Source organism: Mesorhizobium norvegicum (assembly GCF_004919685.1).
In the GTDB taxonomy this organism is placed as follows: Bacteria; Pseudomonadota; Alphaproteobacteria; order Rhizobiales; family Rhizobiaceae; genus Mesorhizobium; species Mesorhizobium norvegicum.
In genome coordinates this window covers 1-18,599 of sequence record NZ_SMYZ01000059.1, presented here as the reverse complement: position 1 = coordinate 18,599, position 18,599 = coordinate 1, and the positions used below count along the sequence as shown (strand labels likewise).

Here is an 18,599-nt window from a genome sequence, read left to right as displayed (position 1 = left end):
TGTCTCGATTTTGTCTCAAATGCGCAGTCTTTGTGCAGGCTTGTATTAACCCTATCAGATCGTAAACGCGCAGTGCCGCCGGGACCTGACCGGCGCCATCACCCCTGCGCTTCGCCACGCTTGCTGCCGATCCGCCAGTACCGCCATGGCGTGAACCAGACATAGCGCTCCGCCAAGGCTTCCGGCACGCGGTCGATGCCATGCGTGCCGAATGGCCCGCAGCGCAGCACGCGGAAAAATCCCATCCAGCCGCCGGCCCACAGGCCATGGCGGGCGATCGCCTCATGCGCATATTCCGAACAGGTCGGCAGATGCCGGCAGGAATTGCCGACAAAGCCGGACAGCGTCAGTTGATAAAGGCGCACGAGCGACGTGCCGAGCAGACGGCCCGGCGTCTTGCGCCACGGGCCGGGCCAGTTGCGGCCGCGCTTTGGCGGTCCGGCACTATGCGCATGCCCGTGTTGGTCGCGCACCACAGTCTCCGTATCGCGTTTCCCAGGCGATAGATGTGGGCTTCCACTGGAGAACGCAATCCCCACTCCTTGCGCGCCTCCCGCCGTCACGGACGGAAACGGCGAAACGGCTGCCTGTCAGCCGAAGGCGCCCAGCGGCCGGGACAGGTCGGCTCTTCGCGGCGTTTTTCACGCTGTCTTTCGTCGCGCCATTGAAACGTTGCGATCCGCATGACATCGCCAAAGATGCTCAGCAACTGGATCATGATCGGTCTCCTTTGACATGGATTAGACCGCCGCTGGCCTTCGCCTTCAAACGAGTATAATTTCCACTTCGGATAATCCTGGGTTATGCGAATGAAGCGCGGACGCTTGCCGCTGACGGCATTGAGGAGCTTCGAGGCAGCGGGCCGGCATCTAAGCTTCAGCCGGGCCGCCGAGGAGCTTTTCGTCTCGCAGGCGGCGATCAGTAGGCAGATCCGCGAACTCGAAACCTTCCTGCGCCAGCCTCTGTTCGAACGTCACCATCGACGCGTCGAACTGACCGACACCGGCCGGCGTCTGCTGGATCAACTCGTCAGAAGTTTCGACGCCATCGACACCTTGCTTGGGGAACTGGTGGCGACGCCGGCGCAGTCCGTGGTTCGCGTCAGTGTCGAGCCGTCGCTTGCATCCGTATGGCTGGTCCCCCGGCTCAATCGATTTCGCCAATTGCGGCCCGATATCGACGTCTCTCTCGAAGTCGACCCAAGGCTGATCGAGTTCCGCAGCGATCAGCCCGAACTCGCCTTGCGCTTCAGCGCGCATGCCACCTCGTGGCCGCGCAGCCAGGCTGAGCGGCTTGCCTCGACAGTCGATTCGCCGGTTCTGTCGCCGGCGCTGCTAGCTTCTGGCCCTGCCCTCGAGAGACCGATCGATCTTGGTCGCTACACGCTTTTGCACGAGGAGAACCGTCAGGGCTGGGCGCGCTGGTTCGAAGCGGCCGGCGTGGCAGCCGACGCCGTGCCCGCGCGCGGTCCGATGCTGGCGGACGCGTCGCTTTCAAAGCAGGCCGCCCTGCTCGGACATGGCGTGGCGCTTGGCGATCTCTTGCAGATCGGCGGGGAAATCGAAGCCGGCACGCTGATCAAGCCGTTCGACATCGACGTCGCATCCGGCGCCTATTGGCTGGTGGCCAGAAGCTTGCGCGATCTGTCGGAGCCGGCCGCCGCGTTCGCCGACTGGCTCAGAGGCGAGTTTGCCGAAAGCAGGCGGGTGCTGGAAGCTCAGGCTTGAACCCTTTCGGCCGGGCTCCCGCTAGTTTGCCTTCTTGCTGTATTTTTCGAAGAGTTTGTCGAGCGCATCCGCGGCCGGAAGCTCGCCCGGTGAGTCTTCTCCCGGGTTGAATGTGAGGATGACATCGCGCCACATATCGTAGTGGGCAGCATATGATGTCAGCCTGGGAAATGGCGCGCAGCGTGCGATGGCCCGGACGGCGGACTCGGCAACCTTGTCCGGCGGCGGCGTCACAGGACCGAGGATTTTTGGCGGGCCTGCGAGTGACCCGTCCTTGTTCAGGCTGATCTGGACGCGTGCAATGCTGTGGGTGTTTGCAGGCATGTTCCAACAGTGCTGGATTGCCTTCATGAGATAGTCGCCGATATCGCGCTCGACCGCCACGTCCGCCCGGCTCGGGGCCCCGCTCAACGCAAATGAGCCAGCAAGGCTCCCGGCAAACACCAGGCTTTGGCGGTCAAATCGCAACATCAGGCCGCTTCTTCGGCGCGCTTCTTCTCGATCTGGCCGATCGCGTCGACCACGGCATCGAAAGTCAGCATAGTCGAGGCATGACGGGCCTTGTAGTCGCGCACCGGCTCCAGATATCTGAGGTCGGCGAAGCGACCGTCGGGCGGCGCGCCATTTTCCTTCAGCATCTTCAGCATGGTGTCGCGCACCGTGCGCAATTCCTCGGCACTCGCGCCGACGACATGCTGCGCCATGATCGAGGATGACGCCTGGCCGAGCGCGCAGGCCTTCACGTCATGGGCAAAGTCTGTGATCACGCCATCGCGCATCTTGAGGTCGACGGTGACGGTCGAGCCGCACAGCTTGGAATGCGCCTTGGCGGTCGCGTCAGGATGATCGAGACGGCCGATGCGGGCGATGTTTCCGGCAAAACCGAGAATTTTCGCATTGTAGACGTCGTTTATCATTATTTTCCAATCCGTCGCCGCCAAGCGAACAGCGATTGCCGCTGTCGTGTCTTCCTTTCGCTCGTCATGACCATATATAATGCTGGCAGTCCGGTATCGACAAGACAACGAAAGCCAGTGTCCTTGCCGGGAAGTTCACGCCACTTACGGGGCTGGAAACGGGGCGAGTTTCCGACACCGAAAGGTCGTGGTCCGTTCAACTCGTTCCTCCGCCGAGAGGGACTACGGGAGACGCCTTTTATGGATGCCGTCATCAAGAAACTCATGCCCCAGTCAGCCTATATGGAGAAGCCGGTTACCGACCGGCCGAGCGAAGCCGAAGTCGAGGCCGCCGTGCGCACGCTTTTGCGCTGGACTGGCGACAATCCGGATCGTGAGGGGCTGATCGACACGCCAAAGCGGGTGGCCAAGGCCTTTCGCGAAATGTTCGGCGGCTACGACATGTGCCCCGCCGAGGAACTCGGCCGCACCTTCGAGGAGGTCGCCGGCTACGATGACCTGGTCATCGTCAAGGACATAATATTCCATTCGCATTGCGAGCACCACATGGTGCCGATCATCGGCAAGGCGCATGTCGGCTATCTGCCGGACGGCAAGGTCGTCGGCCTGTCCAAGATCGCGCGCGTGGTCGATATCTTTGCCCACCGCCTGCAGACCCAGGAGGCCCTGACGGCGCAGATCGCCGGCGTCATCCAGGACGTGCTCAATCCGCGCGGCGTCGCCGTCATGATCGAGGCCGAGCACATGTGCATGGCCATGCGCGGCATCCGCAAGCAGGGTTCCACCACGCTGACCTCGACCTTCACCGGCGTCTTCAAGGACACGCCCGAAGAACAGGTCCGTTTCGTCACCATGGTGCGCGGCGGCGGGGTCTGAATCGCCCTCGCCGGCCACTAAGAATAAGGACCGGCGATGTCGGCACTGGAATTTCCAAAAGCTCCGTCAGACAAGAAAGCGTTGGAGGAAGGCGCGGTGTTTTCACCGCGCTTCGACCCTGCCGGCCTCGTCACGGTCGTCGTCACCGACGCCGAAGACGGCATGCTGTTGATGGTTGCGCACATGAATGCGCAAGCGCTGGCGCTGACACTGGAGACAGGCATCGCCCACTACTGGTCTCGCTCGCGCAACGCGCTCTGGAAAAAGGGCGAAACATCAGGCAATTTTCAGCATGTCGTCGAGATGCGCACCGATTGCGACCAGGATGCATTGTGGCTGCACGTCAAAGTGTTGGGCCACGACGCAACCTGTCACACCGGCCGGCGTTCATGCTTTTATCGGACGGTGGGGCTGATCGATGGCAAGGGGACGCTTGCCGACGACGGCAGCAAACCGCTGTTCGATGCGGAAAACACCTATCGGAAACCATCAGCTTGAACCTTCTGCCTGACACCAACCACACAGATTCATCATTTCGATACGGCCCGCCTGTACATTAGCCGTGGGACAAGGGAGATCGTGATGCTCGAGTGGGCGTCATTGCGTAACAGATCAGATGTCAGGGAGGCCAACGGTCTCTCCTCGTCAGGCGGCGCGTCCGAAACGAACCCTCCGAAGAAAACAGGTATTTCGCTCGCCTTGGGCGGCGGTTGCGCCCGCGGCTGGGCGCATATCGGCGTGCTGCGCGCGCTCGACGAAGCCGGCATCGAAGTGTCGATGATCGCCGGCACCTCGATCGGCGCGCTGGTCGGCGGCTGCTATCTCGCCGGCAAACTGGACGAACTCGAAGAATTCGCCCGCAGCCTGACCAAGCGACGCATCTTCGGCCTTCTCGATCTCAACCTGCGCGGCAACGGCCTGTTCGGCGGCATGAAGCTTGACGCCCGGCTGCGCGAGCACATGGCCGGCATTCGTTTCGAGGATTTGGTTAAGCCGTTCGTCGCAGTCACCTCCGAAATCCGCACCGGCCACGAGATCTGGCTGTCGAGCGGCTCGCTGATCACAGCCATGCGCGCTTCCTATGCGCTGCCCGGCGTGTTCGAACCGGTGAATTGCAATGGCCGCGTGCTGGTTGACGGCGCGCTGGTCAACCCGGTGCCGGTTTCGGTCTGCCGCGCCTATGAGCAGCCGCTCGTCGTGGCGGTCAATCTTCACTACGACCTGTTCGGCCGCGCTGCGGTGATAAAACACAGCGCCGGCGAACTGGTCATCGAAAAGGACGCACCAAGGCCCGGCAAGGTCGACGCCGAGCACCAGTCGCATCAGACGCGGCTCGGTATCACCGGCGTCATGGTCGAAGCCTTCAACATCATCCAGGACCGCATTTCGCGCGCCAGGCTTGCCGGCGATCCGCCCGACATGTCGCTGCAGCCGAAGCTCAGCCATATCGGCCTGACCGAGTTCCATCGCGCCGACGAGGCGATCAACCTCGGCTATCAGGCAACGATGGCCCAGATCGGCGAGCTGACCCGGCTGCAGTCCGTTCTCGCCTGACGCATCTCTCCCGATCCATGAAAACAAAAACTTGAAGCGCGTCGACTGAACTCGACGCGCTTCAAGCCCCGGCGACCGAGGACAGATCAGCGGGCAGCTTCGGCAGAAGCGGCGGCATCCTGAGGTATCCCAGGATTCTGCTTGAGCATCAGAGCCAGAACCGCACCGAGGAAAACGGCGGCGGCGGCGAACAATCCTGCCATGCGCAATCCATCGACAACATCAGACGCGGTAGCGGGCCCGCCACCCAGACCGACATTGGCCACGACAAGAACAGCGGCCAGGCCCAAGGCCGCGCCGATCTGCAAGGAGGTCGACCCTAGCGCCGACGCGACTCCCTGTTCGTTGGCGGCAACTCCGGAAGCGGCGGCTACGAACAGCGTCGTAAAGGCGATGCCGCCACCGAAACCATAGATGAGGATCCCGGGCAGCACGGCCCAATACGAACCGCCTGGCGACAGGGCAAGAGCGATCGCCACCAGCCCGATCCCATAGACGAGCATGCCGGCGAACATCGTGGCGCGAGTCCCCCATTTGGTGAGCAGCAGCGCGGCGCCCTTGCCGCCACCGATCATTGCCAGCACACCGAGCGGAACGAATGCCAGGCCGGCGGCCAGCGCGTTGTAGCCGAGCAGGTTCTGAAAATAGGTCGTGAGGATGTAGTAACCGGAACTCAGCGCCATGTGATGAAAGAAACTCACCCCCATGGCCGTGACGAGGCTGCGATTGGCAAACAGCCGCAGTGGCGCGAGCGGATCGCGCACGCGCCTCTCGATGAGAATGAACGCACAGAGCAGCAGCACGCCAATCACAAGCGATCCGGAGCTGCGAACCGCATTCCAGCCCACCTCTGGCCCGCTGGCCAGACCGAACACCAGCAATGTCGCCGCTGCCGTGACAACCAGCGCACCCGGCAGATCAAAACTCCGCCTCTGGCCTCTACCCACCGGATCGGGCGGCGCCAGTAGAGCCGGCGCCGCGATAAGAGCGGCGCCCAAAGCCAATGGAACGGTGAAGAAGAAGACCGCTTGCCAACCCCAGCCATTGGTGAGGACGCCTCCGATGATCGCACCGGCTGCAAGGCCGCCACTCCCCGTGGCGCCCCAGACCGCCAGCGCCCGATTGCGTTCGGCACCTTCCGCGAAGCTCGTGTTGATCAGCGCCAGCGTTGCGGGAAACAGAAGCGCCCCACCCAGGCCCTGAACGGCCCGAGCGATCACCAGCGTGAGCGCGTCAGGTGCAAATCCGCCTGCAAAGGACGAGACGCCATAAAGCACGAGCGCCAGGATGAACATGCGCCGCGGGCCGAGCCGGTCGGCCGCCCGACCGCCGAGCAATAGAAAACCGCCAAAGGCCACGGCGTAGGCGCTTACCACCCATTGCAGCGACTGCGGCGTAAAGCCGACATCCCGGCCGATATCCGGCAGCGCGACATAGACGATGTTGTAGTCGATCGCGATGATGAACTGCGCGAATGCCAGCAGCGCGAGCCTGAGCCCAGACCAGCGCGGCGGTCGCGTGACGCCGTTTGAGTCCAATTTACTCAACGCGTCCGTATCGGTTTGATTTGGCGATTTCTGCATTTGGATCTTTCCCAACTATGGATTCCGCAGCCCGCTCTTTCGTCAGCGAGACCCGCATGCGGCCACCCTGGAGGCGCAGCGCCTGTTTCGGAATTGGCATTTTTGACAAAGATTGTGCTAAACTTGCCATCCAACGATAACGACACCGGGAGTGCCTCGAATGGCTGTCAAGTCTATCCACGTGGTGATCTGGCTGCCGTCCGATTTCTATTCGGCGGTTGTCTCGACGCTGGTCGAAATGTTCCAGCTCGTGAATGACGTCTGCGGTTCACAGGTTCTTTCGTGTGAGTTCGTCTCCCGGGCGCCGCCTGCAATTTCGACGGCCGGAATTTCCTTCCCCGCGAAGACGCAACCGTCCCGAAAGATGGATGTGTTGATCCTCATCGCGATGCCGGGTGTCGAGATTCCCGAACTTCTGCGCTCGCTTGACCAGGAGAGTGAGTACTCGAAACCGCTGATCGCGCTCGCACGACAACAGGATGCAATCATCGCGGCACACTGCGGTGCATGTTATCTGCTCGCCGATACGGGCCTGCTGGACGGCAAGCGTGCGACGATATCCTGGTGGCTGAAGTCCCACGTAAGCAGCCGATTTCCGCAGGTTCAATGGGACTCATCGCGCATGCTTGTTCGCGACGGTCGCCTATACACCTGCGGCGGCGGATTTTCAGGACTGGAACTCGCCAAGGCTCTGCTGATCGATCTGGGCTTCTCGAAGGAGGAGCGGATCGTCCGAAAGCTTTTGGTTCTTCCGCCTTCGCGTAAATTTCAGAGCCCCTACGAATTTCCTCTCGAAGAACTGCCGAAAGAGACCAATCCTCTGGAGTACAAACTGCGTGAACTCGCGGAAAACAAGATACGGGAAATCGATTTGAGCTTTCTCGCGGCGGGACTTGGCATGTCTCCGAGAACGCTGTCTCGCAGATTTGCCAGTGATCTCAAGACCACGCCGGGAAGATGGATCCAGGAAAGACGGCTTGAATTGGCAAGGTCGCTGCTTGAGGGAACGAAGCTAAGCATCTCGGAGATCTGCTATCGGGTGGGCTACCAGGATGTCGCTTCGTTCAGTCGCACTTTTTCCAAGACGACCGGAATGGCGCCGGGCGAATTTCGAAAGCAGATACGATCATAGATCGCCCAAGGCGAACTTTGCCGCGCAAGCTACGGTTCGGTCACACAACAACCTTACGCGCGCGCCGCATCGACAATGCGAAACTGCACCGTGCGGTTGCCGTTCCAGTAATTGCCCGACAGCGAACCGGCGACGTGGATTGTCTTGCCCCGGTTCTTGAACAGGAATTCGCCAAGCGCGGTATCGACGGCGCGAAAGGCGATCGCCTGGATGCGGCCACCGCTTTCCGATTGCAGCTCGACGCGGATGTGGTTGGTGCCGACCGGCCTGGCGTCTGCCAGCCGGTGACGCGGCAGCGCGAAAACGGGTGCTGCATGCCCGGCACCGAAGGGTCCGGCCTTTTCCAGCGCGTCGAGAAGACCGAGCGTCGCGCCCTCGGCGGCAAGCGCGCCGTCGATCGCCAGGCTTTCCTCGCCTTGCAGCCGGAACACATCGGCCGCCGCCCGCTCTTCGAAAAACGCCCTGAGCTCGCCAAGCTTCGCCCGCTCTACGGTGATGCCCGCCGCCATGCCGTGGCCGCCGCCCTTGACGATCAGCCCGGCATCGGCCGCCTCGCGCACCAGCCGGCCGAGATCGAAGCCGGACACCGAACGGCCCGAGCCGGTGCCGGTGCCGGTGCCGTTGAAGGCAATGGCGAAGGCCGGCCGCCGCGCATGGTCCTTCAGCCGTGAGGCGAGCAGGCCGACAATGCCCGGATGCCAGTTGTTGCTGGCGGTGACGACGATGGCCGGGCCATTGCCGCCGGCAAGCTCGGCATCGGCCTCGGCGCGCGCTGCCGCGAGCATCTCCTGCTCCATCAGCTGCCGTTCCTGGTTGAGCCGGTCGAGCGTCTCGGCAATGGTGCGCGCCTCGACCGGGTCGTCGGTGGCAAGCAGCCGGCTGCCAAGTGCGGCATCGCCGATGCGCCCGCCGGCATTGATGCGCGGGCCGATCAGATAGGCCAGATGGAAAGTGCTGATCGGCTCGCCGATGCGCGACACCCGTGCCAGTGCCGCCAGCCCTTCATTCTTCTGCTGGCGCGCCATCTGCAGCCCCTTGACCACGAAGGCGCGGTTGACGCCGGTCAGCGGCACCACGTCACAGACGGTGGCCAGCGCTACGATATCAAGCAGCGAAAGCAGGTCCGGCGGTGAGGCATCGGCCATGCGGCCGCGCAGGATCTTGGCCGTCTGCACAAGGGCGAGGAAGACCACGCCGGCGGCACAGAGATGGCCCTGCCCGGAAAGGTCGTCGTCGCGATTGGGATTGACGACAGCAATCGCCGCCGGCAACGCACCGCCGACCTGGTGGTGGTCGAGCACGACGACATCGGCCCCGGCCTCGTTGGCGGCATCGATGGAAACGGCACTGTTGGTGCCGCAATCGACAGTGACGATCAGTGTCGCGCCACGCGAAACAAGCTCGCGCATGGCATCCGGATTGGGACCATAGCCCTCGAAAATGCGATCCGGGATGTAGATTTCCGACGGCACCGAGAAATGCGCAAGGAACCGCTTCAGCAAGGCCGACGAGGCGGCGCCGTCGACATCATAGTCGCCGAAAATCGCCACCTTTTCCCTGGCCATCACCGCGGCGGCGATGCGAGCCGCCGCCCTGTCCATGTCGGTCAGCGATGCCGGATCCGGCAGAAGATCGCGGATCGTCGGGTCGAGAAACCGCTCCGTCTGCTCGGCGGTGACGCCACGACCGGCAAGCACCCGCGCGACGACATCGGGCACGCCATGGCCCTGCGCGATGGCGAGCGCGATCATGTCCTGCCGCTCGGTCAGCCGGTGCTCCCAGGAGACCCCGGTAGCCGACTGCCTGACATCGAGGAAGAGGCGTTTTTCGCCGGTCATACGCTTTGCCAACTCATGATTGGCCGCACGATAATGCATGTCGCCCAAAAGTGTGCAGCGGTTTTGGGACACAACAACCTAAAGCGCTTCGCGTGAACGCGACGCGCTTTAGGCCAAAGGCAGGCAAAGCCAAGCGGTTCACGGGTGTGCGCCGTCGCGGATGATGTCAAGAAAACTACGCTTTCCGCTTTTCAGCCTGGCGCCGAAGCCATTCGTCGGCCGCATCGCCCATCGTCTTGTCCGCACCGTCCTTGAGCCAGGCCATGAACGATCGGTCGAACCTGAACGCATCGCCGCATTCCCGGGTGAGAAAGCGGCGCACGTTCTGGGTGTTGCGATAGGACTTCGTGATGGCGGTGGCGCGCGAAATCGGATCCGCGTGCCAGTCGAACGGTTTCATCGTCAAATCCCTGCGGCCAGCATCATCCGATACAGCCACAGGGCTAACAACTGCGATGCCGGTCCGCAAGCACCCGAGCCAACAACAGTGACCTAGAACTTATCCAGGTCCTGATGCCTGGCCTTGATCTCGCGCACCGTCCGCGACGACGAGCGCAGCACGATCGTGTGGGTGGTGATGTAATTGCGGCCGAACTTGACGCCAGCCAGCATATTGCCGTCGGTGACACCGGTGGCCGCGAACAGCACATCGCCGCGCGCCATGTCCTCCGTCCGATAGACCCGCTTCGGATTGGAAATACCCATCTTTGCCGCGCGTGCGACCTTTTCCGGCGTGTCGAGGATCAGCCGGCCCTGCATCTGGCCGCCGGTGCAACGCAGCGCGGCGGCGGCCAGCACGCCCTCGGGTGCGCCGCCAGTGCCGAGATAGATGTCGATGCCGGTTTCTTCCGGGTCCGTGGTGTGGATGACGCCGGCGACATCGCCGTCGCCGATCAGCCGTATCGCAGCACCCGTGGCGCGTACGGCATCGATCAGCTTGGCATGACGTGGTCGGTCGAGAATGCAGGTGGTGATGTCCGATATAGCAACGCCTTTGGCCCGGGCGAGACTGGCGATGTTCTCGGCCGGCGAGGCATCGATGTCGATGACGCCGTCTGCATAGCCCGGACCGATGGCGATCTTGTCCATGTAGACATCGGGCGCGAACAGCAGGCTGCCCTTCTCGGCGATCGCGATGACGGCGAGCGCATTGGGCAGGTTCTTGGCGCAGATCGTCGTGCCTTCGAGCGGATCGAGCGCGATATCGACGGCCGGACCTTTGCCCGAGCCGACTTCCTCGCCGATATAGAGCATCGGCGCTTCGTCCCTCTCGCCCTCGCCGATCACCACCGTGCCCTTGATGGCTAACCGGTTGAGCTCCTGGCGCATGGCATCCACGGCGACCTGGTCGGCCGCCTTTTCGTCGCCGCGCCCACGCAGCCTGGCGGCGGCGACGGCGGCCCGTTCGGTGACGCGCACCAGTTCCATGGTGAGTATCCGGTCAAGACCGGCGACGATGTTCTGGGCCACATTCATCTGGTGATTTCCTCGTTGGCAATGCGGCCTCCCGCCGGAGGCGGGCTTGTTTTGTCAGGCGAGCATGACAACGGCAAGACCCGCCGAAAATTTTATCGAATAGTCAGCAATATCAATCGATTAAACCGCATCTTGAAACGACGTCGGCCCGGTCGAAAGGAACCGAGCCGGCATGAGAAATTGAAGATCGATGCCTTTTGCGGCCTAGAAAACCGCAAGATATTTGAGCAGCGAAATGATGCCGATGATGATCACGATGATCTGGGCGATCTGCCTCATCCGCGCATCGAGCGGCAGGCGCTGAACCAGATAGAGAACGAGGATGATGACGAGGAATGTGATCAGGATGCTGATCAACGCGGATGAAGCCATAGTGCCCTCCTTAAAGATGATGTGCTGAAAACACGGAAATGGGCCGGAGAAACCGGCCCTATCGCGCCGCGGTCAATACCAACGGCGCGACGTATCGTTCATCGACTGGCCAATGGCGAAGCCGGCCAGAAAGCCGAGCAGGCCGATCACGCCGACCACGGCTGTCGTCGTACCGGGATTTTCGCGCGCGACTTCCGAAACAGCATGGGCCTGGCTGCGCAGCTGCTGCGCGGTTCGCGACGCGCGGGCCGCGGCCGTGTCGTAGAAATCGGAAGCCTGTTCGCCGGCGTCATCGAGCATTTCCGCGCCCCGCGCCGAAATGCTCTTGTTGATCTTGGTGATCTCCTTGCGCAGTTCGGCAATCTGCTTTTCCAGCGTCTTCTGGATATCGTCGATGTGTGGCGTGTCGGATTTGTTGGTGTCGGCCATGAAGCGGCTCCCTCTGGTTGCTGACCAAGAGAACGGCGGCGGCGCGAATTCGTTCCGGCCGGAAGCGGCTGTTCGCCGCCAGGCCGGACCTCAATGCCTGCGGGATTCTTGTCCCACGCGGGCTATCGGGTGAGAAAACTACCCTGCCCGCTCGATGCGGATGACCTGGGGCTTGTCGGTCAGATGGCCGTCCTTGGTGATGCCGTCGACGGCCTTGCGCACGGCGGCTTCGGTCGTCTCGTGGGTGACGAGGATCACTGTCTTCTGTGCCGCCGCCTCGCCGTTGACCGCGTGCTGGACGATCGATTCCAGCGAAATGTCATTGTCGGCCATGCGCTTGGCGATTGCCGCGAACACGCCTATGCGGTCATGCACGGTCAGCCGGATGAAGTAGCCGCCGGCATGGCTGCGCATCTGTGCCTTCTTGTAAGGTTTCAGCTCCTTTGCCGGCCGGCCGAAGACCGGACCGTGCTGGAAGCCGGGCCGGCTCTTGGCGATGTCGGCGATATCGCCGATGACGGCCGAGGCGGTGGCATTGCCGCCCGCACCGGGGCCGGACAGCAGCAGCTCGCCCAGAATGTCGGTCTCGATCGCCACCGCATTGGTGACGCCGTGCACCTGCGCGATGACCGAGGCGGTCGGCACCATGGTCGGATGCACACGCTGCTCGATGCCGCTCTCGGTGCGCTGGGCGACACCAAGCAGCTTGATCCGGTAGCCAAGATCGCCGGCCGCGCGGATGTCGGCCTGGGTGATGTTGGAAATGCCTTCCATGTAGATATCGTTGGCGGCGATCCTGGTGCCGAAGGCAAGGCTGGTCAGGATCGACAGCTTGTGCGCGGTGTCGTGGCCCTCGATGTCGAAGGTCGGGTCAGCCTCGGCATAGCCCAGCCGCTGCGCATCCTTCAGGCAGGCGTCGAACGAGATGCCCTCGGCCTCCATGCGGGTCAGGATATAGTTGCAGGTGCCGTTGAGGATGCCGAACACACGCGTGACCGAATTGCCGGCCATCGCCTCGCGCATCGTCTTGATGACTGGAATGCCGCCCGCCACAGCCGCCTCGTAATTGAGCAGCACGCCCTTCTTCTCGGCGATCTCGGCCAGCGCCACGCCATGCTTGGCGAGCAGCGCCTTGTTGGCGGTGACGACGTGACGGCCGGCTTCGAGCGCCGCCTTCACCGATGAGCGCGCCGGCCCTTCGTCGCCGCCGATCAGTTCGACGAACACGTCGATTTCGGCGGTCTGGGCCATCTTGACCGGATCGTCGAACCACTTTGCCGAGCTCACATCGACGCCGCGATCACGCTTCTGGTCGCGCGCCGAGACGGCGGTGACGATGACGTCACGCCCGCACTGGCGGGTCAGTTCCGCCGCCTTGTCGCGCAGCACGCGCGCCACCGACGCGCCAACCGTGCCGAGGCCGGCAATTCCAACACGCAATGCTTCAGCCATAGAAGGCAACGTCCCTCAAGTCAGATCGAAATGATGTGCGGCAAGCTTACCGGTGAGCGGAAAGCGGCACCACATTGTTGGGTTGTTTGGCGCTGGTCGACAGGAAGCGCTTGATGTTGCGCGCCGCCTGGCGGATCCGGTGTTCGTTCTCGACCAGCGCAATGCGCACGTGATCGTCGCCATGTTCGCCGAAGCCGACACCGGGCGCCACCGCCACGTCGGCATGTTCGATGAGCAGCTTGGAGAATTCGAGCGAGCCGAGATGCCGGAACGGCTCCGGGATCGGCGCCCAGGCAAACATCGACGCCGCCGGTGCCGGAATGGTCCAGCCGGCGCGGCCGAAGGCATCGACCATCACGTCGCGGCGCTTGTGGTAGATGTCGCGGACCTCGGCAATGTCGGCACCGTCGCCATTGAGCGCGTGTGCCGCCGCCACCTGGATCGGCGTAAAGGCGCCGTAGTCGAGATAGGATTTCACCCTGGTCAGCGCCGAGATCAGCCGCTCGTTGCCGACGGCAAAGCCCATACGCCAGCCCGGCATTGAGAACGTCTTCGACATCGAGGTGAATTCGACACAGACGTCGATCGCGCCCGGCACCTGCAGCACCGAGGGCGGCGGATTGCCGTCGAAATAGATCTCCGAATAGGCAAGGTCGGACAGGATGATGATGTCGTTCTTCTTGGCGAAGGCGACCACGTCCTTGTAGAAATCGAGCGAGGCGACCAGCGCCGTCGGGTTCGACGGATAGTTGAGGATCAGCGCCAGCGGCTTCGGGATCGAATGCTTGACACCGCGCTCGAGCGCCGGGATGAAGCCATCGTCCGGCTCCACCTGCAACGAGCGGATGACGCCGCCCGACATGATGAAGCCGAAAGCATGGATCGGATAGGTCGGGTTCGGGCACAGGATCACGTCGCCAGGCGCCGTGATTGCCTGCGCCATGTTGGCGAAGCCTTCCTTCGAACCAAGCGTGGCCACCACCTGCGTATCGGGATTGAGCTTCACGCCGAAGCGGCGGGCATAGTAGCTGGCCTGGGCACGGCGCAGGCCCGGAATGCCGCGCGACGAGGAATAGCGGTGCGTGCGCGGATCGCGCACGACCTCGCACAGCTTGTCGACGATGGCCTTGGGCGTCGGCAGGTCCGGATTGCCCATGCCGAGGTCGATGATGTCGGCGCCGCGCGAACGGGCGCTGGCCTTGAGCCGGTTGACCTGCTCGAAGACGTAAGGCGGAAGCCGGCGGACCTTGTGAAATTCTTCCATGGCAGTTCCAGACAGCAAAGGGGTATTGGGCGCGCGCTATATACTTATTTGCAGGTAGGGTCGAGGGCGGGGTCGCATTTGGCTTCGATCTGCTTCAGCGTTTCGTCGCCATGCTTCTTGGCGAGATCCGTCAGCGCCGCCTGGTTGGCGACCTTTGGACCGCCGCCTTTGGCCGCCTGCGCATTCTCGTCCGCCTTCAATTGCGCAAGCTTGGCGTTCTTCTCGGCTTCGGTGAACTGCGGCGCCGCCACTTGCGGCTTGATGTTGAGGTTCGGAAAGGTGCCGGTATCCTTCGGCCCTGTGCCCGCCGCGACGGACGTCGGGCCGTTGGTGCTCGAGCACCCGGCAATCCCCAAGAGGACGATCGCCGCGCCGATGCGGCAAAAACGTCCGGCACTGAAAAAAACAGTCTCGCCAATATTAATCGTCATATTGTTTCCTTGGCAGCCGAGGTAGAGCGAGATTGGACCCGGTCGGATGTCCCATGTTAATATGTCAAGAAAAGGCCTCGGGAGGAACCCCGCCAACCATGTCCAAAACACCCGATTCGGGCAAAGCGGAAGATGACGAGCCTTCGACCGTCGAGCAATATCTGGTGAAGGACCCGGAACGCTTCGCCCTGAACATGGCGCGCATGATCGAGCAGGCCGGCAAGGCGGCTTCCGCTTGGGCCGAACCGCGCGAAAAAGGCGACGTGCGCGATCACGTTGCCGAGCCGGTTGTCGACATGGTGAAGACCTTTTCCAAGCTCAGCGAATACTGGCTTTCCGACCCGCAGCGCGCGCTGGAAGCGCAGACGCGGCTGTTCTCCGGCTACATGACGGTCTGGGCCAACGCCATTCAGCGCACCAGCAACGCCGCGGAAGAAACCGAAGACGCGGTCAAGCCGGAGCGCGGCGACAAGCGCTTCCTCGATCCCGAATGGGGCCGCAACGCCTTCTTCGATTTTCTCAAGCAGGCCTATCTCGTCACCTCGCGCTGGGCGGCCGATCTGGTCGAGCACGCCGAAGGTCTGGACGAGCACACCCGCCACAAGGCCGGCTTCTACGTCAAGCAGGTGTCCAACGCCATCTCGCCGTCGAATTTCATCCTGACCAATCCGGAACTGTTTCGCGAAACCGTTGCCTCGAACGGCGAGAACCTGGTGCGCGGCATGAAGATGCTGGCTGAGGACATCGCCGCCGGCAAGGGCGACCTGAAGCTGCGTCAGGCCGACTATTCACCCTTCGAGATCGGCAGGAACATCGCCACCACCCCCGGCAAGGTGGTTGGGCGCAGCGATGTCGCCGAGATCATCCAGTATGACCCGGCGACCGAGACGGTGCTCAAGCGGCCGCTGCTGATCTGCCCGCCATGGATCAACAAGTTCTATATCCTCGACCTGAATCCGCAGAAATCCTTCATCCGCTGGGCGATCGAACAGGGCCACACCGTGTTCGTCATCTCCTGGATCAATCCGGACGAGCGCCACGGCGCCAAGGGTTGGGAGGCCTATATCCGCGAGGGCCTGCAATATGGCCTCGACACGGTCGAGAAGGCCACCGGCGAACGCGACATCAACGCCATCGGCTATTGCGTCGGCGGCACGCTCTTGGCGGCGGCGCTGGCGCTGATGGCGCGCGAGGGCGACGACCGCATCAAGTCGGCGACCTTCTTCACCACGCAGGTCGACTTCACCTATGCCGGCGACCTGAAAGTGTTCGTCGACGAGGAGCAGGTCGCCGCGGTGGAAAAGTCGATGAGCGAAAAGGGCTATCTCGACGGCACCAAGATGGCGACCGCCTTCAACATGCTGCGCTCGGGCGACCTGATCTGGCCCTATGTCGTCAACAACTACATGCGCGGCAAGGACCCCCTGCCCTTCGACCTGCTCTACTGGAACGCCGATTCGACCCGCATGGGCGCGGCCAATCACTCTTTCTACCTGCGCAATTGCTATCTCGAGAACAACCTCTCGCGAGGCATGATGGAGCTGGCGGGCCACACGGTCTCGCTCGGCGACATCACCATCCCGGTCTACAACCTCGCCTCCAAGGAAGATCACATCGCGCCGGCGCTTTCGGTGTTCCTCGGCTCGAAATATTTCGGCGGCAAGGTCGAGTACGTGATGGCGGGATCGGGCCACATCGCAGGTGTCGTAAACCCGCCGGCATCCAACAAATACCAGTACTGGACCGGGGGAACGCCGACGGGCGACTTCGGCCAATGGGTGGCCAAGGCCACCGACCATCCGGGGTCTTGGTGGCCGCACTGGCAGAGCTGGATAGAGGCCAAGGACAATACCCGCGTGCCGGCCCGCAAACCCGGCAAGCATATGAAAACCTTGGGAGATGCTCCCGGTACCTATGTGAAGGTGCGTGTGTAACGGACTGTAATGTCTGGTGAGTTGACGGGCCGGTAAAAGCGGGCGAAATGGTGTCGTCAACCATCAAGCAGCCGTAATTTGGCAATCACTGCAAAAATACTTCCAGGCTTGCGGATTTGACACAGGTCTCGTTTCCGGATCGGAGACAAAGGTCACCTTGGTAGCGACGTATCCGTGCCGCGCCAAGATATGCCGACCGGACATCGAGGGGGAATTTGACTTTGAAATCAGCAGGATGGAGCCTCGCAAAGGGAGAACGCCGCGCCATTGTGGCAGCGCTCTGTTCCTTGCTTCTGGCCTCCTGCACCTCGGCTGGCGACCCGACAATGTCGGTCGGAATGCCCGGCTACAATGCCACCGCATCGGACATAAGCGCGGCCTCGAGCGGCAAGGCGACCGTCGCCGCCGATTCGTCTGAGGTCACGACCGAGCAGACGACCGTGATGACGGCAAGCGATACGGCGTTACCTGAGAAAGTCGCCTATGTACCGATTGCCAATCCCCAAGCCGCCTTTCCGCTGACCACGCCGGCGGGCGCCGAAACGATTGTCGGACAAACGCCGCAGTCCTTGCAGCAGCCGGCCCAGACAGCGCAGCAGAACGACGGGGTTGCCCAACAGATTGCCGCCGCCGATGCCGGCGTGAACGCGCCGAAGCCGACAGCCGCGCCTGCCATGAACAACCCGGTCTATGTGACGGCTGGCGAGATGCCGCAGGTCGAAGCACCAAAGAAAAAAGGTTTCCTGGCCTCGATGTTTGGCGCCACGCCGGCCTCGGCGACGCCAGCCCCCCTCATCAACAACGCCCGGTCCGGCGAGCAGCCAGCGGCAAAGCCGATCATCACGCTTGCCTCGGCCAATTCAACGGCAAAGCCGGTGCAGCTGGCTTCGCTCGGCGGCGATACCGGCGGCCACATCACTGGTAGCGATGCTCTGCCCGGCGTGCGCCAGACAGCCTTGTTCGAAATCAAGCGCAAGTCCGGCCTCGATGACGAAAGCGACGTCGATCTCAACGAGGACGAGGGGCCAGTCGGCGGCTCCTATCAGGTTGCGTCCGCCGCCGGCATGGCCCGGCTGGCGCCCAACGGGCTGCTCAAGCAGAACGAGAGCGTCGATGTGGCCTGCCTGAAGCCGTCGCTGGTGCGCGTGCTGAAGACGATCGAAGGCCACTACGGCCGCAAGATGACGGTGACGTCAGGCTATCGCGACCCGGCCCGCAACCGCCGCGCCAACGGCGCCAAGAATTCGCTGCATATGTATTGCGCCGCCGCCGACATCCAGGTCCCCGGCGTTTCGAAATGGGAGCTGGCAAGCTACATCAGGAGCATGCCCGGCCGTGGCGGCGTCGGCACTTACTGCCACACCGAATCCGTGCACGTCGATGTCGGCCCCGAGCGCGACTGGAACTGGCGTTGCCGCCGGCGCAGCGGCGGTGACGACGGCTAGCGGCGTGATTTGACGGGTCGGAGCCTGTTAAGGGTCAAGGCCGTTCCGGCAATGTCGCTCCAGTAGAGAATTCCAAACTTTCGAGATTAGCCGAAGCCTCCCCCAACTTCGTCATCCACGGGCGGAGCAGGAGCGAAGCTCCGTCGCGGAGACCCGAGGATCCATGCCG

At 62.7% G+C, this 18,599-nt stretch carries 20 protein-coding genes; 7 read left to right on the top strand and 13 right to left on the bottom strand.

What is annotated here, in order from left to right; genetic code table 11:
• Positions 1–98: 98 nt before the first annotated feature.
• Positions 99–473, bottom strand: coding sequence for a membrane protein insertion efficiency factor YidD (yidD, locus tag FCU66_RS24115; RefSeq protein WP_136619488.1), 375 nt, complete (start codon positions 471–473; stop codon positions 99–101).
• Positions 474–559: 86 nt separating this feature from the next.
• Positions 560–718 carry a hypothetical protein gene (locus FCU66_RS24110; protein ID WP_136619487.1) on the bottom strand — a complete coding sequence of 53 codons (159 nt, stop codon included), beginning with the start codon at positions 716–718 and terminating at the stop codon, positions 560–562.
• Positions 719–809: 91 nt separating this feature from the next.
• Here FCU66_RS24110 and FCU66_RS24105 point away from each other — a divergent pair, with 91 nt between their 5' ends.
• A complete protein-coding gene (locus FCU66_RS24105; protein WP_136619486.1) occupies positions 810–1,727 on the top strand; it encodes a LysR substrate-binding domain-containing protein in 918 nt (305 codons plus the stop codon).
• A 21-nt stretch (positions 1,728–1,748) separates the two neighbouring features.
• On the opposite strand, the gene FCU66_RS24100 is transcribed toward FCU66_RS24105, so the two are convergent.
• On the bottom strand, positions 1,749–2,111 hold the full coding sequence (locus FCU66_RS24100; protein WP_136619485.1) for a cell envelope integrity TolA family protein: 363 nt from the start codon (positions 2,109–2,111) through the stop codon (positions 1,749–1,751).
• Between the two features lie 86 nt (positions 2,112–2,197).
• A complete protein-coding gene (locus tag FCU66_RS24095; RefSeq protein WP_136619484.1) occupies positions 2,198–2,644 on the bottom strand; it encodes an iron-sulfur cluster assembly scaffold protein in 447 nt (148 codons plus the stop codon).
• Between the two features lie 240 nt (positions 2,645–2,884).
• Between FCU66_RS24095 and folE the strand changes: the two genes are divergently transcribed.
• The 3 genes from folE to FCU66_RS24080 all read left to right on the top strand — a co-directional run bounded on the left by folE (position 2,885) and on the right by FCU66_RS24080 (position 5,074).
• On the top strand, positions 2,885–3,520 hold the full coding sequence (gene folE / locus FCU66_RS24090) for a GTP cyclohydrolase I FolE (protein ID WP_136619483.1): 636 nt from the start codon (positions 2,885–2,887) through the stop codon (positions 3,518–3,520).
• A gap of 36 nt (positions 3,521–3,556) precedes the next feature.
• Positions 3,557–4,018: a phosphoribosyl-AMP cyclohydrolase gene (gene hisI, locus FCU66_RS24085; protein ID WP_136619482.1), complete on the top strand. Its 462-nt coding sequence runs from the start codon at positions 3,557–3,559 to the stop codon at positions 4,016–4,018.
• 84 nt (positions 4,019–4,102) lie between these two features.
• Positions 4,103–5,074, top strand: a complete 972-nt coding sequence (locus FCU66_RS24080; protein ID WP_136619481.1) for a patatin family protein — start codon at positions 4,103–4,105, stop codon at positions 5,072–5,074.
• Positions 5,075–5,160: 86 nt separating this feature from the next.
• On the opposite strand, the gene FCU66_RS24075 is transcribed toward FCU66_RS24080, so the two are convergent.
• The gene (locus FCU66_RS24075; RefSeq protein WP_206077150.1) at positions 5,161–6,621 is read right to left on the bottom strand and encodes an MFS transporter; all 1,461 of its coding nucleotides are present in this window, start codon (positions 6,619–6,621) and stop codon (positions 5,161–5,163) included.
• Between the two features lie 196 nt (positions 6,622–6,817).
• On the opposite strand from FCU66_RS24075, the gene FCU66_RS24070 reads away from it, so the two are divergent.
• The gene (locus tag FCU66_RS24070) at positions 6,818–7,789 is read left to right on the top strand and encodes a GlxA family transcriptional regulator (protein WP_136619479.1); all 972 of its coding nucleotides are present in this window, start codon (positions 6,818–6,820) and stop codon (positions 7,787–7,789) included.
• A gap of 53 nt (positions 7,790–7,842) precedes the next feature.
• Here FCU66_RS24070 and recJ read toward each other — a convergent pair whose 3' ends face one another.
• The 8 genes from recJ to FCU66_RS24030 form a co-directional block, all read right to left on the bottom strand.
• Positions 7,843–9,627, bottom strand: a complete 1,785-nt coding sequence (gene recJ, locus FCU66_RS24065; protein WP_136619478.1) for a single-stranded-DNA-specific exonuclease RecJ — start codon at positions 9,625–9,627, stop codon at positions 7,843–7,845.
• A 175-nt stretch (positions 9,628–9,802) separates the two neighbouring features.
• Complete coding sequence (locus tag FCU66_RS24060) at positions 9,803–10,027, bottom strand: DUF6434 domain-containing protein (RefSeq protein ID WP_136619477.1); 225 nt, start codon at positions 10,025–10,027, stop codon at positions 9,803–9,805.
• Between the two features lie 92 nt (positions 10,028–10,119).
• On the bottom strand, positions 10,120–11,103 hold the full coding sequence (gene glpX, locus FCU66_RS24055) for a class II fructose-bisphosphatase (RefSeq protein WP_136619476.1): 984 nt from the start codon (positions 11,101–11,103) through the stop codon (positions 10,120–10,122).
• Between the two features lie 204 nt (positions 11,104–11,307).
• Positions 11,308–11,475 (bottom strand): Thivi_2564 family membrane protein, encoded by a 168-nt coding sequence (locus FCU66_RS24050; RefSeq protein WP_109671537.1) that lies wholly within the window; start codon positions 11,473–11,475, stop codon positions 11,308–11,310.
• Between the two features lie 72 nt (positions 11,476–11,547).
• Positions 11,548–11,904 (bottom strand): hypothetical protein, encoded by a 357-nt coding sequence (locus tag FCU66_RS24045; protein WP_136619475.1) that lies wholly within the window; start codon positions 11,902–11,904, stop codon positions 11,548–11,550.
• Positions 11,905–12,042: 138 nt separating this feature from the next.
• Positions 12,043–13,356 (bottom strand): homoserine dehydrogenase, encoded by a 1,314-nt coding sequence (locus tag FCU66_RS24040; RefSeq protein ID WP_136619474.1) that lies wholly within the window; start codon positions 13,354–13,356, stop codon positions 12,043–12,045.
• Positions 13,357–13,402: 46 nt separating this feature from the next.
• Positions 13,403–14,620 (bottom strand): LL-diaminopimelate aminotransferase, encoded by a 1,218-nt coding sequence (locus FCU66_RS24035; protein ID WP_136619473.1) that lies wholly within the window; start codon positions 14,618–14,620, stop codon positions 13,403–13,405.
• A 44-nt stretch (positions 14,621–14,664) separates the two neighbouring features.
• Positions 14,665–15,051 (bottom strand): hypothetical protein, encoded by a 387-nt coding sequence (locus tag FCU66_RS24030; RefSeq protein WP_136619472.1) that lies wholly within the window; start codon positions 15,049–15,051, stop codon positions 14,665–14,667.
• A 98-nt stretch (positions 15,052–15,149) separates the two neighbouring features.
• Here FCU66_RS24030 and phaC point away from each other — a divergent pair, with 98 nt between their 5' ends.
• Both phaC and FCU66_RS24020 read left to right on the top strand, forming a co-directional pair.
• Entirely contained in the window at positions 15,150–16,985 is a 1,836-nt protein-coding gene (phaC, locus tag FCU66_RS24025) for a class I poly(R)-hydroxyalkanoic acid synthase (protein WP_136619471.1), read from the top strand.
• A gap of 215 nt (positions 16,986–17,200) precedes the next feature.
• A complete protein-coding gene (locus FCU66_RS24020; RefSeq protein ID WP_136619470.1) occupies positions 17,201–18,430 on the top strand; it encodes a YcbK family protein in 1,230 nt (409 codons plus the stop codon).
• Positions 18,431–18,599 lie beyond the last annotated feature (169 nt).

Bases quoted from the DNA above. Each gene is read 5' to 3' on its own strand.
- FCU66_RS24050 (WP_109671537.1), bottom strand. From the start codon at position 11,475: ATGGCTTCATCCGCGTTGATCAGCATCCTGATCACATTCCTCGTCATC.
- folE (WP_136619483.1), top strand. From the start codon at position 2,885: ATGGATGCCGTCATCAAGAAACTCATGCCCCAGTCAGCCTATATGGAG.
- FCU66_RS24060 (WP_136619477.1), bottom strand. From the start codon at position 10,027: ATGAAACCGTTCGACTGGCACGCGGATCCGATTTCGCGCGCCACCGCC.
- recJ (WP_136619478.1), bottom strand. From the start codon at position 9,627: ATGACCGGCGAAAAACGCCTCTTCCTCGATGTCAGGCAGTCGGCTACC.
- hisI (WP_136619482.1), top strand. From the start codon at position 3,557: ATGTCGGCACTGGAATTTCCAAAAGCTCCGTCAGACAAGAAAGCGTTG.
- FCU66_RS24040 (WP_136619474.1), bottom strand. From the start codon at position 13,356: ATGGCTGAAGCATTGCGTGTTGGAATTGCCGGCCTCGGCACGGTTGGC.
- FCU66_RS24080 (WP_136619481.1), top strand. From the start codon at position 4,103: ATGCTCGAGTGGGCGTCATTGCGTAACAGATCAGATGTCAGGGAGGCC.
- glpX (WP_136619476.1), bottom strand. From the start codon at position 11,103: ATGAATGTGGCCCAGAACATCGTCGCCGGTCTTGACCGGATACTCACC.
- FCU66_RS24045 (WP_136619475.1), bottom strand. From the start codon at position 11,904: ATGGCCGACACCAACAAATCCGACACGCCACACATCGACGATATCCAG.
- FCU66_RS24105 (WP_136619486.1), top strand. From the start codon at position 810: ATGAAGCGCGGACGCTTGCCGCTGACGGCATTGAGGAGCTTCGAGGCA.
- FCU66_RS24095 (WP_136619484.1), bottom strand. From the start codon at position 2,644: ATGATAAACGACGTCTACAATGCGAAAATTCTCGGTTTTGCCGGAAAC.
- FCU66_RS24110 (WP_136619487.1), bottom strand. From the start codon at position 718: ATGATCCAGTTGCTGAGCATCTTTGGCGATGTCATGCGGATCGCAACG.
- phaC (WP_136619471.1), top strand. From the start codon at position 15,150: ATGTCCAAAACACCCGATTCGGGCAAAGCGGAAGATGACGAGCCTTCG.
- FCU66_RS24035 (WP_136619473.1), bottom strand. From the start codon at position 14,620: ATGGAAGAATTTCACAAGGTCCGCCGGCTTCCGCCTTACGTCTTCGAG.
- FCU66_RS24030 (WP_136619472.1), bottom strand. From the start codon at position 15,051: ATGACGATTAATATTGGCGAGACTGTTTTTTTCAGTGCCGGACGTTTT.
- FCU66_RS24070 (WP_136619479.1), top strand. From the start codon at position 6,818: ATGGCTGTCAAGTCTATCCACGTGGTGATCTGGCTGCCGTCCGATTTC.